Annotated in this window: 17 protein-coding genes; 10 read left to right on the forward strand and 7 right to left on the reverse strand. The window is 61.9% G+C overall.

The window, feature by feature from the left end; translation table 11 throughout:
• Window positions 1-31: 31 nt before the first annotated feature.
• On the reverse strand, window positions 32-496 hold the full coding sequence (locus FHX10_RS31375; RefSeq protein ID WP_047616828.1) for an Lrp/AsnC family transcriptional regulator: 465 nt from the start codon (window positions 494-496) through the stop codon (window positions 32-34).
• Window positions 497-622: 126 nt separating this feature from the next.
• Here FHX10_RS31375 and alr point away from each other — a divergent pair, with 126 nt between their 5' ends.
• The 3 genes from alr (at window position 623) to FHX10_RS31390 (ending at window position 4,150) form a co-directional block, all read left to right on the forward strand.
• Entirely contained in the window at window positions 623-1,756 is a 1,134-nt protein-coding gene (gene alr, locus FHX10_RS31380; protein WP_063474100.1) for an alanine racemase, read from the forward strand.
• A 29-nt stretch (window positions 1,757-1,785) separates the two neighbouring features.
• Complete coding sequence (locus FHX10_RS31385) at window positions 1,786-3,036, forward strand: D-amino acid dehydrogenase (RefSeq protein WP_063474101.1); 1,251 nt, start codon at window positions 1,786-1,788, stop codon at window positions 3,034-3,036.
• Between the two features lie 85 nt (window positions 3,037-3,121).
• Complete coding sequence (locus FHX10_RS31390) at window positions 3,122-4,150, forward strand: AraC family transcriptional regulator (RefSeq protein WP_184390692.1); 1,029 nt, start codon at window positions 3,122-3,124, stop codon at window positions 4,148-4,150.
• A gap of 6 nt (window positions 4,151-4,156) precedes the next feature.
• Here FHX10_RS31390 and FHX10_RS31395 read toward each other — a convergent pair whose 3' ends face one another.
• Genes FHX10_RS31395 through FHX10_RS31405 form a run of 3 tightly spaced genes read right to left on the reverse strand, consistent with a single transcriptional unit; the run spans window position 4,157 to window position 7,769 of the window.
• A complete protein-coding gene (locus FHX10_RS31395; RefSeq protein WP_063474103.1) occupies window positions 4,157-5,317 on the reverse strand; it encodes a M20 aminoacylase family protein in 1,161 nt (386 codons plus the stop codon).
• Window positions 5,314-6,561, reverse strand: a complete 1,248-nt coding sequence (locus FHX10_RS31400) for a Zn-dependent hydrolase (protein ID WP_097595381.1) — start codon at window positions 6,559-6,561, stop codon at window positions 5,314-5,316. The genes FHX10_RS31395 and FHX10_RS31400 overlap by 4 nt, the downstream gene beginning before the upstream one ends.
• Window positions 6,558-7,769, reverse strand: a complete 1,212-nt coding sequence (locus FHX10_RS31405) for a diaminopropionate ammonia-lyase (RefSeq protein ID WP_047616837.1) — start codon at window positions 7,767-7,769, stop codon at window positions 6,558-6,560. Before FHX10_RS31405 ends, FHX10_RS31400 begins: the two co-directional genes overlap by 4 nt.
• A gap of 104 nt (window positions 7,770-7,873) precedes the next feature.
• Between FHX10_RS31405 and FHX10_RS31410 the strand changes: the two genes are divergently transcribed.
• Window positions 7,874-8,356, forward strand: coding sequence for an Lrp/AsnC family transcriptional regulator (locus FHX10_RS31410; RefSeq protein ID WP_047616969.1), 483 nt, complete (start codon window positions 7,874-7,876; stop codon window positions 8,354-8,356).
• Between the two features lie 40 nt (window positions 8,357-8,396).
• On the opposite strand, the gene FHX10_RS31415 is transcribed toward FHX10_RS31410, so the two are convergent.
• A complete protein-coding gene (locus tag FHX10_RS31415; protein WP_063474179.1) occupies window positions 8,397-9,731 on the reverse strand; it encodes an aspartate aminotransferase family protein in 1,335 nt (444 codons plus the stop codon).
• 139 nt (window positions 9,732-9,870) lie between these two features.
• Between FHX10_RS31415 and FHX10_RS31420 the strand changes: the two genes are divergently transcribed.
• Complete coding sequence (locus FHX10_RS31420) at window positions 9,871-10,419, forward strand: cupin domain-containing protein (RefSeq protein WP_063474180.1); 549 nt, start codon at window positions 9,871-9,873, stop codon at window positions 10,417-10,419.
• On the opposite strand, the gene FHX10_RS31425 is transcribed toward FHX10_RS31420, so the two are convergent.
• Both FHX10_RS31425 and FHX10_RS31430 read right to left on the reverse strand, forming a co-directional pair.
• Window positions 10,416-11,237, reverse strand: a complete 822-nt coding sequence (locus FHX10_RS31425) for a pyrroline-5-carboxylate reductase (protein WP_206114847.1) — start codon at window positions 11,235-11,237, stop codon at window positions 10,416-10,418. The two genes, FHX10_RS31420 and FHX10_RS31425, sit on opposite strands and share 4 nt — an antisense overlap.
• A complete protein-coding gene (locus tag FHX10_RS31430; RefSeq protein WP_063474106.1) occupies window positions 11,203-11,922 on the reverse strand; it encodes a GntR family transcriptional regulator in 720 nt (239 codons plus the stop codon). Before FHX10_RS31430 ends, FHX10_RS31425 begins: the two co-directional genes overlap by 35 nt.
• A gap of 201 nt (window positions 11,923-12,123) precedes the next feature.
• Here FHX10_RS31430 and FHX10_RS31435 point away from each other — a divergent pair, with 201 nt between their 5' ends.
• The 5 genes from FHX10_RS31435 to FHX10_RS31455 all read left to right on the forward strand — a co-directional run bounded on the left by FHX10_RS31435 (window position 12,124) and on the right by FHX10_RS31455 (window position 16,060).
• Window positions 12,124-12,957, forward strand: a complete 834-nt coding sequence (locus FHX10_RS31435; RefSeq protein WP_063474107.1) for a substrate-binding periplasmic protein — start codon at window positions 12,124-12,126, stop codon at window positions 12,955-12,957.
• 62 nt (window positions 12,958-13,019) lie between these two features.
• Window positions 13,020-13,802, forward strand: coding sequence for an amino acid ABC transporter ATP-binding protein (locus FHX10_RS31440; protein ID WP_047616842.1), 783 nt, complete (start codon window positions 13,020-13,022; stop codon window positions 13,800-13,802).
• Between the two features lie 12 nt (window positions 13,803-13,814).
• Entirely contained in the window at window positions 13,815-14,477 is a 663-nt protein-coding gene (locus FHX10_RS31445; protein ID WP_047616844.1) for an amino acid ABC transporter permease, read from the forward strand.
• A gap of 9 nt (window positions 14,478-14,486) precedes the next feature.
• Window positions 14,487-15,152, forward strand: a complete 666-nt coding sequence (locus FHX10_RS31450) for an amino acid ABC transporter permease (protein ID WP_047616847.1) — start codon at window positions 14,487-14,489, stop codon at window positions 15,150-15,152.
• 29 nt (window positions 15,153-15,181) lie between these two features.
• Window positions 15,182-16,060, forward strand: a complete 879-nt coding sequence (locus FHX10_RS31455; protein WP_047616849.1) for a dihydrodipicolinate synthase family protein — start codon at window positions 15,182-15,184, stop codon at window positions 16,058-16,060.
• Window positions 16,061-16,086 lie beyond the last annotated feature (26 nt).

A 16,086-nucleotide genomic window follows, 5' to 3' on the forward strand; every position in this document is an offset into this window, starting at 1 on the left:
CCGGAAAGGCTCTAAGCGTGGGGATCGCGGTTCAGCGCCTGCCCCTCGTGCGTGTCGCCAGAACATTGCGAATCGAGAAGCTGGAATGAATCCTGAGGACACCCGGCAAGGTCGACAGTATCTCCTTGTGAATCCGCTCGAACTCGCCGGCGTTCGCGACCTCCACGCGCAACAGATAGTCCGAACCGCCCGTCATCAGAAAACATTCCCGGATCTCGGGATGCCGGCGAACCGCCGCTTCGAGGCGGTCGAGATAATCCTCTGTTTGTCGTTCCAGGGTGATGTTGATGATCACGGCGATCATCTCATCCGCATTGCCAGTGTCGATCAGCGCCGTATAGCCGCGGATCACACCTGATTTTTCCATGATTTTGATGCGCCTGAGACAGGCCGATGGAGAGAGACCGATCTCCGCGGCGAGCTTGGCATTGCTCATGCGGGCATCGAGGCGCAGCAATCTCAGGATATTGCGATCGATCGCGTCAAGAGCGGGCATGAGATATCGTTCCAAATATTCGTTGATTATGCGGCTAATAGGCAAATCACACAATAATCGACTACTGAATGATAGGCAATTTCGCTCATTATTTCATAAACTCCTTGAAATCGACAAGGGGTGGACATGGATAGCGATATTTTGGTTTCCCGCACACGCACCGTTACTCCAGCGCAGGGAGCCACGGGCTATCTGACGATCGATCTTGCCGCCCTCGGCCGCAACTATCGCAAGCTCGTGTCGATGCTGTCACCGGTCCGCGCGGGCGCGGTCGTCAAGGCAGACGCCTATGGCCTCGGCGCCGAGCGGGTCTCAAGAACGCTCTACAGGGAAGGTTGCAGGCATTTCTTCGTCGCCCAGTTCGTCGAGGCCCTGAGGCTCCGGCCGGCCCTTGCGCACGATGCCCAGATTTTCGTGCTGAACGGCTTGCAGCCCGGAAACGAGATCGCCTGCGCCGAGATGGGCATCGTTCCGGTTCTCAATTCGCTGGCGCAGTGGCGGCAATGGTCGGCGGCTGCACGTATCCTGAATCGCTGCCTGCCCGCCGTCCTGCAATTCGACACCGGCATGTCGCGGCTCGGCTTTCCCCAGGAAGAGCGAGCGGAGCTGGCGGCGGCCCTTCGGGGCGGCGCCAATGTCGAAATCCTGTTTATCATGAGCCATCTGGCTTCGGCCGATGACATGGACAGCGAGCAGAACGGCGAGCAGTTTGCCGAGATGTCCCGCATCGCCGACGAATTTCCCGGCTTCGACATTTCCTTTGCCAATTCCGGCGGCGTTTTCCTGGGCGATGCCTATCACGGCGTGCTCGCCCGTCCCGGCATCGCGCTTTATGGCGGTGCTCCGAACGCCGGCGAGAAGAACCCGATGGAACCGGTCGTCAGCCTCGATGTCGCCGTGGTGCAGACGCGCACGGTGCCGGCGGGTGCCAAGGTCGGCTATGGCGGCACGCATGTCGCGCAGCGGGAAACGCGTCTCGCCACCGTTGCCGCCGGTTATGCCGATGGCCTGCCGCGATGCCTGAGCGACCGCGGCGCCGTCTATTTCAAGGGCGTCCGCCTGCCGATCGTCGGCCGCGTGTCGATGGACAGTGCGACCGTCGACATCACAGCGCTGCCCGAAGGCGCGCTGACCTTCGGCAGTCTTGTCGAGGTGCTTGGCGGCCATCAGACGCTCGAGGACATCGCCCGCGACGCCGGCACCATTTCTTACGAAATCCTAACCGGTCTGGGCGATCGTTATCACAGGCAATATCGCTGAGAGCCGGCGGCTCCATCATTGGGAACATCATGAAGGTCATCGTTCTGGGAGCCGGCATCGTCGGCGTCACATCCGCTTATCAACTGGCCAAATCAGGCCATGACGTCACGGTCGTCGACCGGCAGTCGGGTCCGGCGCTGGAGACGAGCTTTGCCAATGCCGGCGAAGTCTCCTTCGGCTATTGCTCGCCATGGGCCGCGCCCGGCATTCCTATGAAGGCCATGAAGTGGCTGTTCATGAAACACGCGCCGCTCATCCTACGCCCGAAATTAGACATGGCCATGCTTTCCTGGATGGCAAGGATGCTGTCCAACTGCACCTCCGAGCGCTATGCGATCAACAAGAGCCGCATGCTGCGTCTTGCTGATTACAGCCGCATCGCGCTGGCCGACCTTCGCGCCGAGACGGGCATCGCCTATGACGAACGCATGCAGGGAACCCTGCAGCTGTTCCGCACGCAGCAGCAGCTCGATGCCTCGGCAAAGGATGTCAAGGCGCTGGCTGCCGACGGCATTCCCTATGAGGTGCTGGACCGGGACGGCTGTGTCCGTTTCGAACCGGCACTGAAGCACGTGCGCGACAAGATCGTCGGCGGTTTGCTGACGCCGAAGGACGAAACCGGCGATTGCTTCAAGTTCACCAATGCGCTGGCAGCCAAAGCCGAGGCGCTCGGCGTCCGCTTCGCTTACGGGACGACGATCAAGGCGCTGGATGTCGAAGCTGGCCGGGTGCGCGGGATCATCACCGATCGTGAGCGGATGAGCGCGGAGGCGGTGGTGGTCGCGCTCGGCAGCTATTCGCCGCTGCTGCTCAAGCCGTTCGGCATCCGGCTGCCGGTCTATCCGGTCAAAGGCTATTCGCTCACCATCCCGATCACCGATGCGTCACGCGCGCCGGAATCGACCGTCATGGACGAGACCTACAAGATCGCGATCACCCGGCTCGGCGACCGCATCCGCGTCGGCGGCATGGCTGAAATCTCGGGCTATACCAACGATCTCGGCCTGGCCCGCCGCAGCACGCTGGAATATTCGGTCACCGATCTCTTCCCCGGCGGCGATGTTTCCAAGGCCTCCTTCTGGTCCGGCCTGCGCCCGATGACGCCGGATGGCACACCGGTCATCGGCCCGACGAAAGTCGCCGGCCTCTTCCTCAATACCGGCCACGGCACGCTCGGCTGGACCATGAGCACCGGTTCGGCGCGGCTCATCGGCGATCTCGTCGGCGGCCGCCAGCCGGAAATCGATGCGAGGGATCTCGCAATCAGCCGCTACGGCTGAAACCGCCCCGGGCAACACCAAGGAGGGATGAACATGATTGCGCAAATCCAGTGTCACTTGCGTGCCTCGTCTTTCGAGGTCCTAAATGTCCGTTAGTTCTCATATACATAACAATGGCGGCCTCACCCGGCAGCTGGCGACGCACAGCATGTTGTTTCGGGAGACGGCGCATAGCGGCACGGACCCGGACGCGCTTTCGGAAATATTGTCGACGCCGAACTCGCCGATCAAGGTTGTGGCGGAAGGCAATATGCCCATTGCATACCGCTGCAATTTCGTCTCCGTGGGAGAAGAGGTGACGGTAGCGGACTGCACCTATGAAGGCACGATCCTGATCAGGCGGGAGGCGACCAGCGACAGGATGATCGTTTTTCTGCCGATGGAGGGAAACGCATTCTTCGACGGCATGCGGGAGCAAATATACTCGATTCCCGCGCGTGGTACGATCCTTGAAGCAGGTCGCGCCGCAGGTGCCCGCCTGTTTGGCCCCCGCCGTCATTTCGGGCTGTTCGTCGATCAGGCGAAGATCATCAGCCACCTCACGCATATGTTCGAGCGAACGATCAGCGGCGATATCGATTTTCATCCTCACATCGATCTGACGACCGGTCCGGGGCTTGTCTTGCAGCAACTTGTCTCGAACCTCCATCGCGGCCTCAGCGGCAACGGACCGCTGCAACAGTCGCCTGTGGCCGCCGGCTCGCTCTGCGACGCGGCGATCTATCTGCTTCTGGAGGCCTGTCCCAATCGCTATTCGAACGAGCTTGCGCTCTCTGCGCCTGCGCCTGCGCCGGCGCCACGCCATGTGAAGTGGGCGATCGACTTCATGCAGGAACACATCGCCGAGCCGATTTCGCTCAACGACATCGCGATTGCAGCCAAGGTCAGCGTTCGGACTTTGCAACAGGGTTTCCGTCAGTTCAGGGATACGACCCCGATGGCCTATCTGCAGGAACTTCGGATGGTTGCCGCCCATCGCGATTTGCTCGAAGCCGACGCTAGGCAGGGCATCGCCGATGTCGCGCTGAGATGGGGCTTTACGCATCTGGGGCGATTTGCAGCCGACTACAGGAAGCGCTTCGGCCAGCTGCCGTCACAGACCTTGAAGCGCTGAACGGCATCAGCCTGTCTGAAGCCGTCGACGAACAATCCCTGCGTGGAAGGTTGCTCCATGCGAGAGGCCGGCGTCGTTGAAGTCATAGGTCGGGTTATGGAGTGGCGGCGAGTGCTCGCCATTGCCCAGGAATACGAAACAGCCCGGCACCCGCGAGAGGAACTGCGCGAAGTCTTCGGATCCCGTCATCGGCTTACTCGCGATGGCGACGTTCGAAACACCGTAGAGATCACGTGCCACAGTCAGGGCCTCCTCCGTCAAGACAGGGTCGTTCATGAGAGGCACGAATTCCCTGGTGTAGATCACATCGGCCTTGACGTTGTAGGTCATGGCCGTGCCCTCGGCGATCAGGCGCATCTGCTTCTCGATCGTCTCGCTGATCTCTGAACGGAAGCTGCGGGCATCGCCCAGAATGCGGGCGAGGCCGGGGAGTGCATTCCTCGTGCCGTCCGTGATCAATTCCGTGACGGACACGACGCCGATGTCGGCCGGATCCAGCCGCCTGGAGACGATGGTCTGCAGGTTGGTCACGAGCGCGCAGGCCGCGACGAGCACTTCATTGCCCCAGTGCGGCCGTGCGGCATGGCCGCCGACGCCCGTCAGGGTAATCTCGAAATTGTCTTCCGCCGACATCAGCGCGTCGGGACGCGTTTGGAAACCGCCGACGCCGATCCCCGGCATGTTGTGGATGCCGTAGATTTCGTCGAAGGGAAATCTTTCGAAGAGCCCGTCGGCGATCATCGCCAGCGCCCCCTTGCCCCATTCTTCGGCCGGCTGGAAGATGAAGCGCACGGTGCCGTCAAAACCGCCTTCCGTCACCAGCATCTTTGCCGCGCCGAGTAGCATCGCGGTGTGGCCGTCGTGACCGCAGGCATGCATGACGCCCGGGTTTTGAGACCGGTGCGGGACGGTCGTCTGTTCACTGATCCTGAGCGCATCCATATCGGCGCGCAGCGCAACGGCGCGATTGCCGCTGCCGCGCTTCAGCGTTGCGACGACGCCGGTGCCGCCGACACCCTCGACGACTTCGTCGAGCCCGAACTCCCGCAGCCTGGCGGCGACGAAGGCGGAGGTCCGCTGCTCCTCGAAGCCGAATTCGGGGTACGTGTGAAGATTGTGTCTCCACGCCGTCATCTCTGCATGTAAAGCGTCCTCGTCGATGGTCATGCCGGCAATCCTTCCGTGGCAAGCCGGCGAACGACATCGAGCAGGATGTTTGCGCCTGCGACGAGATCCTCGTCGTCGGTATATTCCTTCGGATTATGGCTGATACCGCCGATGCTTGGCACGAAGATCATCGCCGACGGGGCGATCCTGGCGATCATCTGCGCATCGTGGCCGGCACCGGAGGTCATCCGCCGGCAGGCGAGGCCCCGTTCCCGCGCCGCCTCTTCGATCAGCCTCACGATGTTCTGATCGAACTTGACTGGTTCGAACCGGGCAAGCCTCTCCACCGATACGCCGACCTGCTCCTCGGCCGATAGCCTGTCCAGGAACGTCGCGAGCGCGGCTTCCTCTTCTCTCAACCGTTCTTCGTCCGGGTCACGGAGATCGACCGTGAACGTCGCCCGCGACGGGATCACGTTGATGACATCCGGTTCGAACCGCATGCAGCCGACCGTGGCGACCGTCGGCGTGTTCGATGCCTGCGCCCGGTCGCGCAGGAAGGTCACGACCCGTGCGGCCGCATGACCCGCGTCGCGGCGCATGGAGATCGGTGTCGTTCCCGCGTGATTGGCGTCTCCCGTGATAACAACTTTCTGCCAGGAGATGCCTTGCAGATGTTCCACGGCACCGAGGCGAATGCCCTCGCGCTCAAGCACTGGCCCTTGCTCGATGTGGAGTTCGATATAGGCATGCGGCCTAGGGAATCCTGGTTGACGCTCGCCGGCATAGCCGATCCGCTCGAGTTCGTCGCCGAGGATCGTTCCATCGGTGCCGATGGTGGCAAGCGCCGTATCGACATCCAGGCCGCCGGCATAGACCAGCGACCCCATCATATCGGGCGCGTAGCGCACGCCTTCCTCGTTGGTGAAGGCCGCGACGACAATCGGACGAGACGGCGTCAAGCCTTCTGCCCTCAGCGTTTCGATCACTTCAAGCCCGGAAAGCGTGCCGTAGCAGCCGTCGTAAATGCCGGCACCGATGACCGTGTCGATATGCGAGCCTAGCATGAGGGGTGCGTTGTCGGTCACGCTATCGGGCTTCCAGATGCCGAAGATATTGCCGATGCGATCGACGGCGACTTGAAGTCCCGCGCCCTCGATCCAGGCGACGAACCGGTCGCGGCCGAGTTTCTCCGTATCGGAGGCCGCCAGCCGGATCAGTCGGCCGTCGGCATCCCGGCCGATCTCGCCGAGCGTCCGGATCCGGCCGAGGAGACGCGCGGCATCGATCGATTGTCCGGTCATGTCAGGGCTCCTTCACGGTTCCTGGCGGCGACTGCTGCGGGCGACAGTCCGACGATCTCTTGATATTTGCCGGGATCGGTTGCGCCTTCGGTATTCACCACGAAGATACGGGAGCGGCCGTCGATCGAGAGCGCTGCCCTGAGCGCCGGGTCGGCGACGGCCTTGATGGCGCCTGCGAGGCCGACACCGCCGCTTTCGCCGGCAACGACGGCGGGGTCGCCGGAGACCGGGTTGGCAAGACGCTTCATGATGTCGGTCGCATCCGCCTCATCCACCGTCATGAAGGCGTCGGCGGCGCGGGCAAGAATCCGCCATGCGACAAGGGAGGGTTCGTAGCATTCGAGCATCGCCATGACGGTCGGTTCGCCATGGGCGACCGTCACCGGACGCCCGGCCCGCGCCGTCTCGAACAGGCATGCCGCGCGGGCGGGATCGACGACCGTAAAGACCGGACGATTTTTGCCGAACTCGATGGCCAGATGGCCGGCGACCGCTGCGGCAATTCCCCCGACGCCGGACTGGATAAACACATGAGTCGGCGGTTCCTGCATCTGTCGGAGCGCTTCCCTGACGAGGGCGGTATAGCCTTGCATCACCAGACCGGGGATCCGCTCATAGCCCGGCCAGGACGTATCCGAAACGATGATCCAGCCGTTCGCCTCGGCCACGCGGGCCGCTTCGCGGACGGCGTCGTCATAGGTTCCCTCGACGCGGATCATCTCCGCGCCGAAGCGGGCGATGGCGGCGATGCGTTCGCCGCTGACGCCTGCGTGGACGAAGATTGCGGCGCGCGCACCGACCAACTGCGCACCCTGGGCAACCGAACGGCCATGATTGCCATCGGTCGCACAGGCGACCGTCATCGTCTGCGCAATGGCGCGAACCTCGGACGAATGCAGCTCCGCCATATCGACGACGCGGCCAAGCTGCTGCTCGGCCTGTTTGAGGACGAGGCGGATCACCGCATAGGCTCCCCCGAGCGCCTTGAAACTTCCAAGCCCGAGGCGGTGGCCTTCGTCCTTGACGTGGATTGCGGCGACGCCGATTTCGCTCGCCAATCCGGGCAAAGCCACGAGCGGCGTTACCGCATGGTCCTTCCGGAAAGCCAGGTGGCGTTCCACCTCCACGGCGGCGGAGGCGTCGAGCGTTTTCTCATCTCTCGGGTCAAGTGCCAGACGATAGTCTGCCGTGCTGTTCAAAAGAAACATCGCGCACCTTTATGTGGGTTTCGTTGAACTCTATTGCAGCGAACACGAAAAAGGCGCTGATATTTGGCCGTTCATTTGCAATTTTGTTTCATTGGAGCATCGGTTTGCGCAACCCCGTTCATCCGCCGCATCTCGACGATTTCGACCGGAAAATCCTCGCCATTCTTCAGCGGGACAATATGACCCCGCAGCGAACGATTGGCGATGCGGTGAACCTTTCCGCACCGGCCGTTCAGCGTCGGATCAAGCGAATGCGGGAGGAGGGCGTCATCCGGGCGGATGTCTCGGTCGTCGAGCCGGACGCGGTCGGACAATCCATCACAATCTTCGTCGAAGTGGAGGTCATCAGCGAAACCGCCGAGCAGATCGAGCAGGCAAAGCGTGAATTCACGGCCGCGGCCGAGATCCAGCAATGCTACTACGTCACCGGCGAAGCGGATTTCATCCTGGTCATCATCGTGCCGTCGATGGCCGACTACGAGGCTCTGACGCGCAGGCTCTTCTTCGGCAACAACAACGTCAAACGCTTCCGGACCTTCGTCGCAATGGATCGGGTCAAGGTCGGGCTTGGGGTGCCGGTGGGATAGCAGGATGCGGCGGCCCGTTTGCCGCCGCATCGGGAGAAGGTCATGCGGCGCGCTTCAACGCATCGCTGAGCGTCGAGACGATCGTGTCGATCTGAGCCTTCTCGATGATCAGCGGCGGCGAGAGGGCGATGATGTCGCCGGTCACGCGGATCAGCAGGCCCTTGTTGAAGCAGTCGACGAAGACGTCGTAGGCGCGGGTTCCTGGCGCCGCGGCTCTCGGCGCCAATTCCACCGCGCCGACCAGGCCGAGATTGCGGATGTCCACCACGTTGGGCGAGCCTCTCAGCGAATGGAGAGCTTCCTGCCAGTATTCGGCGAGCTCGGACGCGCGGGTCAGCAGGCCCTCTTCCTCGTAGATCTCGAGCGTCGCGAGCCCGGCTGCGCAGGCGACCGGATGGCCGGAATAGGTGTAGCCGTGGAAGAGTTCGATCGCATTATCAGGTCCTACCATCAGGCCGTCATAGACCTTGCGGCTGGCAAAGACCGCCCCCATCGGGATCGTGCCGTTGGTGATGCCCTTTGCCGTGGTGATCAGGTCGGGCACGACGCCGAAATAGTCGGTCGCGAAAGGAGCGCCCAGACGCCCGAAGCCGGTGATGACCTCGTCGAAGATTAGTAGGATTCCGTGCTTGTCGGCAGTCGCGCGCAGCTTTTCCAGATAACCCTTCGCAGGCAGGACCACGCCCGCCGATCCCGACATCGGCTCGACGATGACGGCGGCGATGGTTTCGGCGCCGTGCAGTTGCACCAGCCGCTCGAGATCATCCGCCAGTTCGACGCCATGAGCGGGAAGGCCCTTCGAAAACGCGTTGCGCTCAATGTCGAGCGTATGGCGCATATGGTCGGCCGGTATTTGCGGGAAAACCCGGCGATTGTTGACCAGGCCGCCGACGGAAATGCCGCCGAAGCCGACGCCGTGATAGCCCTTTTCGCGCCCGATGATCCGCGTGCGGGTGCCCTGGCCGATGGCGCGCTGGTAGGCGATGGCGATCTTCAGCGCCGTATCGACCGATTCCGAACCCGAGCCGGTGAAGAACACCCTGTCGAGTTTGGCTTCCGGACCGCCCGGTGCGTTCGCGGCCAATTTCGCGGCGAAGTCGAAGGCGATCGGATGCCCCATCTGAAAGGTCGGCGCATAGTCCAGCGTTGCAAGCTGTCGCTCGACCGCCTGGGCGATCTTCTTGCGGCCGTGGCCGGCATTGCAGCACCAAAGACCGGCCGTGCCATCAAGCACCTGATGTCCATCAACGTCGGTGTAGTACATGCCCTCTGCTGCCGCGAGAAGGCGCGGCGTCGCCTTGAACTGCCGGTTGGCGGTGAACGGCATCCAGAAATTTTCGAGTACGGGCGCGTTCGTCTTGTTGAGCTGGTCCATCCTGGCCTCCTTGGAATGCGCCGAGAATGGCGATTTCTCCTTTTCAAACAAGTCCTTTTCTTTATCGTTGTAACCCATTGAAATATAACAAATGAAAGGATATGTTTTCGATATTCTGAACAAGACAAACGAACTCATCATGTCCGTCGATATCGGCAGCCGCCTTCGCCATCTCCGCATCGCCCATAAGCTTTCCCAGCGCGAGCTCGCCAAACGCACCGGCGTTCCCAATTCGACGATCTCGCTGATCGAATCGAACGCCTCCAATCCGTCGGTCGGGGCCTTGAAGCGGATTCTCGACGGCATTCCCATCGGTCTGGCGGAATTCTTCGCCTTCGAGCCCGAACGTCCAAAGAAGGCTTTTTATGCGGCCGAGGAACTGGTGGAGATCGGCAAGGGTCCCATCTCCTACAGGCAGGTTGGGGAAAACCTGTTCGGACGCAGCCTGCAAATCCTCAAGGAATGCTACCAGCCGGGCGCCGACACCGGAAAGGTTCCCCTTGTTCACGAGGGGGAGGAGGGCGGGATCGTGCTCTCGGGAAGGCTCGAGGTCACGGTCGACGACGAGCGGCGCATCCTTGGACCGGGTGACGCCTACTATTTCGAAAGCAGGCGCCCGCACCGTTTCCGCTGCGTCGGGCCCGTGCCCTGCGAGGTTATCAGCGCCTGCACGCCGCCGACCTTTTAGTTCCTGCCCTCGATGCGGGCAAGCACGCCGTCGAGTGCGGCGGTCAGAGCGGCAAGGCCGCCCTTCTTCTCGAAGTCGGAAAAAACCTGCTCGTTCAGTCCGCCCTTGGTCGCGAATTCGCGGCTCAGCGCGCTGAACGGTTCGTTGCCGGGCCTGTTCGCTTTCTGCGCGAGGCTTGCAAAGAGCGGGGCGATATAGACCTGTCCCTTCGCCTTTTCGAGGCCGCTTCTTTCCAGCCAGACGGCAACCTGCTCCATGATGCCGAAATAGGTTGACATCATTGCGCTCGCTGCCGCGAGAAGATCGTATTCCTTCCTCGACTGGCATTGCACAGCCGTTCCGAGCGTATCGAAAAGCGCGGCGACGGCGGTATCTGGCGGATAGATGGCGGTGACGCCTTGCCGGCCGGCGACGAAGGGCAGGGGGATCGCCTGCACGAGATGCACGTCGGCGCCGATCCATTCGGAGAGGGCTTGGCGCTCCGTCGCCGCAACGAGGCTGACGACCATTTGGCCATCCCTGAACGACAGCGCGCGCACGACCTCCTCGGCGACCTGCGGCCGTATCGCCAGGAACACCATGTCGCTGCGCTCGACGACGTCCTGATTGTCCTTGGCAATTCTGACGGCGGCGAATTCGTCGGCGAGCGTCGCGGCGATGTGAGCGCTTCGTGGAGAGACGTGAATCTCGGAGGCATAGGCCGGTTCTGCGAGAAGCCCGCGAACCATCGCTTCGGTAATCGCGCCGGTGCCGACGAATCCAATAGCCTTGACTGTCACGTGATTACTCCGCGGCCCGCAGCGGGCCCAACGCGACATCCGTCGTGTAGTTCTCGCGCATGAAATTGATGAAATTGTCCTGGAACTGGCGGGTATGGGCATGGGCGAGTTCGTCGGCGAGCTCCACGTCCTTGTCCTTTATGGCATTCAGCATGAGTGAGTGCTCGTCGGTCAGGAGGTAGCCCTCGTGGGTCCGCTCCAGATATTCGAAATGCAGGTGGAGCATGCGCTGCCCCTGCGACAGCAGTTTCTCGTAGAACGAGGCCAGATACTGGTTTTTTCCGGCATGGGCGATCGCCATGTGGAATTCCTTGTTAGCTTCCGACATGGCCAGATGATTGCCGGTTTTAACAGCCGCTTCGAACGACTTCAGCCGCTTGGTGATGATCTTCAGGTCGGCCTCGGTCCTCAATGCTGCGGCAAGCCGCGTATTCATGCGCTGCGCGATGTCGAGCGCTTCCACATATTTCGGAAACGTCGCCACTTCGATCGGCGCCACGATCGTGCTTCGGTTCGAAAGCGTCACCACCAGTTCGTCGGCGCCGAGCCGGATCAGGGCCTCGCGGACCGGCGAGCGCGACATGTCGAAACGCTCGGCAAGCGTCATCTCGTCGAGAAGCTGGCCCGGTGGCAAAGTGAGCGCCAGGATCTCATTGCGAAGCGTTTCATAGACGTTCTTCCAGCCGGTCCCGCGGATTCGTTTCACTTCCGATTCATCAGACACTTAAGTCCCTTTCTCTCGACGCGGATCACATTGGGCCAGAAAAACAGCGTGTCGGCAATGTAATTTTTCCGCTTGACTTTGTCGACACGCTGTTGACTTACTGTTGTCAGTCGACACGAAGCCGACAAGAAAATAACAGAAACGGCTACAGCCGACGAGTGGAACCCGCGCGCTTCGCGCACAACAAAAGAGGAATACCCGATGCTTTCGAAGTTGATGACGTCCGCCTTGCGGGCGCTGCCCGCGCTCGCCCTGATGGGAGGCCTTTCCGCAACCGCCGCACGGGCTGAGACCGCTGAGGGATATTGGCAGGGCGTGCAGAAGGCAGGCACGTTGCGCTGCGGCGCGGCCGTCGCGCCGCCCTATGTCATGCGCGATCCGGCGACCGGCGAATATTCCGGCTTCTTCGCCGATCTCTGCAAGGAATTCGCCGATGTCCTGAAGGTGAAGCCCGAATTCGTCGATACGACCTGGGACAATATCGTCGCCGGCCTGCAGGCGGGCAAATGGGATCTGTCGCTGGCGCTGAACCGGACGCCGACGCGCGCCATGGCGGTGCAGTTCTCGATCCCGGCGATGGAGTACCAGATCTCGCTCGCCTATAACAAAAACAATCCGAAAATTACGGCTGGTGCTGCCTCGGTCGCCGATATCGACACAGCAGGCGTGACGCTCGCCGTCATGTCCGGCACGGCGCAGGACAAGGCCATTTCCGCGGCGGTGAAGAACGCCACGATCATGCGTCTTCCCGGCAATGACGACACCCGCCTGGCGGTGACCTCGAAGCGCGCCGACATCCTGGTCGACGCCTCCGACACCAACCAGCTCTTCACCCAGTCGAACCCGGATTGGGCGGTGGCGCTCAACCCGACGCCGGCGCTCGCCAAGCAGGGCGTCGCCTTCGGCCTGCCGCATAATCTTTCGGCTGCCGACGTCGAAGTGGTCGATATCTTCCTCGAAGAGAAGGTCGCGACCGGTCACGTCGACGAGCTGATCAAGAAGGCGGTCGACGAAGTCCTCAAGGGCGCAAAGTAATCTCGCCGGGCCGGTGCGAAGATCGCGCCGGCCCTCTCCAGCTTCGATCATCGGAGATTGGCATGACCACGTCCTTCAGCCTTCCCCTCGTGAAAATGCAGGCGCTCCACAAAAGCTATGGCAACGGAGCCATTCAGGTGCTGAAAGGCATCGACATCGAAATGAAGCCCGGCGAACGTGTCGTCGTCATCGGTCCCAGCGGCGGCGGCAAGAGCACGCTGCTGAGAGTGATGATGGGGCTCGAGCAGATCGACAGCGGGTCGGTCAATTTCGATGGAAAGCCTTATATTTCTTCCGACGGGGCAGGGAGGAAGACCCAGATCGACACCAATGTCCGCCGGTCGATCGGCATGGTCTTTCAGCATTACACGCTGTTTCCGCATCTCAACGTCCTTCAGAACCTGATCCTCGCTCCCTGCAAAGTGCGTGGAGAAGCCAAGGCGAAGGCCGCGGCCCGCGCTCAGGCGCTGCTCGAGCGGTTCGGGCTCGGCGCCAAGTCCAAGGCCTATCCGGCCCAGCTTTCTGGCGGCCAGAAGCAGCGTGTCGCCATCGCCCGCGCACTCATGCTCGACCCGAAGCTGATGCTTTTCGACGAAGTCACGTCGGCCCTCGACCCCGAGCTCGTCAGCGAGGTGGAGCAGGTGATCCTGCAACTCGCCGCCCAGGACATGCCGATGATGATCGTCACCCATGACATGTGGTTCGCCAAAAACATCGCCTCCCGCGTGATCTTCTGCGCCGGTGGCGTGGTCGTCGAGGACGGCCCTCCCGAGCAGGTGCTCGGCGCCCCGCGCGAGGAGCGCACCAAGGAATTCATCGACCGCGTCTTCCATATCAAGCAGTAGGGAGGGGCACCCATGAACTACACGTTCGACTTCAACGCGGTTTCGCTGGCGCCGCTTCTGCAGGGGTTGTGGGTTTCGCTGGAACTGACGGCTGCGGCAAATGTCATCGGTATCGTCTTCGGCTTCGCGCTCGCTTTGCTGATCATGAGCCCTTACCGGATCGTCCGGCTGCCGTTCATGCTGTTCGTCGAATTCTTCCGCTGCACGCCGGCCATCGTCCAGATCGTCTGGATATTCTATTGCGTACCGATGCTGTTCGACGTCTTCCTCGACCCGGTGACGATGGGCATCATGGCGCTCGGCCTCAATCTGATGGCGTTCAACGCCGAGGCGTACCGGGCGTCCATCCAGGCGGTGCCGCGCGAACAGCTCGACGCCGGCATCGCGCTCGGCCTCAATCCGCTGCAGCGCGTGCTCCACATCGTCTTCCCGACGGCCTTCCGCGCCTCGATCCCGGTGCTTCTGACCAACGGCATCGTCATCTTCCAGCAGAGCGCGCTGGTTGCGATCGTGGCGATCCAGGACCTGATGTACCAGGGCAAGACGCTGGCCACCGAGACCTATCGCCCGATCGAGACCTTCACCGTCGTCGCTCTCATTTATTTCGCCGTGTCCTTCCCGATAACCCAGATCGTCGGCCTGCTTGAACGCCGCCGCCAGATCCTCGTCAGCTAGGAGGCCCGGATGACTCTCGACTTCTCGATCCTGCTGCGTTTCGAAAACGCCCTTCTGCTCGGCCTGTGGATGACGATCAAGCTGACGGTCATCTGCATCGTGCTCGGATGCACCCTCGGCTTTCTCGTCGGCCTGATGAGGACGTCGCGCAACCTCGCGCTTCGCGCGGTCTCGGGCGCCTATGTCGAATTCTTCCGCGGCACGCCGGTGCTTATCCAGCTCTTCTGGATCTTCTTCTGCCTGCCGCTGCTCCTCGGCGTCGAGCTCTCGAACCTGGCGTCCGGCGTCATCGCGCTGACGCTCTATATGGGGGCGATCACCAGCGAGACCTTTCGGGCGAGCCTCAAGTCGATCGGCCGGGAGCAGCTGGACGCCTGCGTCGCCCTCGGTCTTCCGAAAAGGGCCCAGGTCGTCAACGTCGTGCTGCCGCAGGCGGTGCTGCGCGCAATCCCAACGCTGTTGTCGAACTGCGTCAGCCTCTTCAAGGAGAGCGCCCTGGTCTCGGCCGTCGGCATGGCGGACCTGATGTTCGTCGGCCAGAACATCTCCAACAACACCGCCCGTCCCGTCGAAGTGCTGACGGTCGTCGCCCTCATCTACTTCGTCATCGCCTTCCCACTCACGCGGGCCGTCTCCCTCATCGAGGGGCGCATTCTCAAGAAGCTCGCAATCTAATCAGTCTTTCCCAGGACAGGAGAAATCCCATGAAACTTTCCGGCGTCATGCCCGCGCTCATCACTCCCTTCGACGCGAACAACAGGATCGACTTCAAGGCGTTCGAAAGGCTTCTGACGCACCTGCGCGAGGCAGGCGTCACCGGCTGGGTTCCAAACGGCTCGACCGGAGAGTATTTCAGCCAATCCAGGGAAGAGCGCCGCGACGTGCTGCAGTTCGTCAAGGATTTCGCCAGGCCGGGCGAAATTCTGATCGCCGGCACCAACGCGCCCGCCACCCGCGAGGTGATCGAGCAGACGGCGATGGCGAGAGATATCGGTTATGACACGGTCCTGCTGGCGCCGCCATTTTATACCCGTCCGACACAAGCGGAGCTCATCAAGCACTATGAGGCCGTCCTCGGCGCCGTCGATGTGAGCCTCGTCCTCTATTCCTATCCGGCCAAGGATGGTTCGGACATCAGTTTCGAGCTGATGGATCAATTTGCCGATAATCCGCGCGTGATCGGGATCAAGGAAAGCTCGGGCGTGCTGCAGCGCGCCGTCGACATCGCCAGCCGCTATGACGGCAAGATCCAGCTTGTCAGCGGCTCTGACGATATCGCGCTCGACTTCATGTTCTGGGGCGCCGAAAGCTGGATCTGCGGACCGTCGAACTGCATGGCCAAGGCCTGCTGTGACCTCGACCGCACGTTCCGATCCGGCGATCTGGATAAGGCGCGCAAGCAGATGAAAACGCTCTACCGGGCGATGAACATCCTCGAAAGCGGCAAGTTCGTGCAGAAGATCAAGTATGGCTGCGAGCTTCAGGGCTTGCCCGTGGGTATATGCCGCGCGCCGCTCGGCGAACTGACACCGGAGGAAAAGGCCGAATTCAAGGCCGCGATGCAGCCGATCCTGAATTGGTAACAGATCTGGAGCGGCCAAGCCGCGCC

Source organism: Rhizobium sp. BK591, from assembly GCF_014195045.1.
In the GTDB taxonomy this organism is placed as follows: Bacteria; Pseudomonadota; Alphaproteobacteria; order Rhizobiales; family Rhizobiaceae; genus Rhizobium; species Rhizobium anhuiense.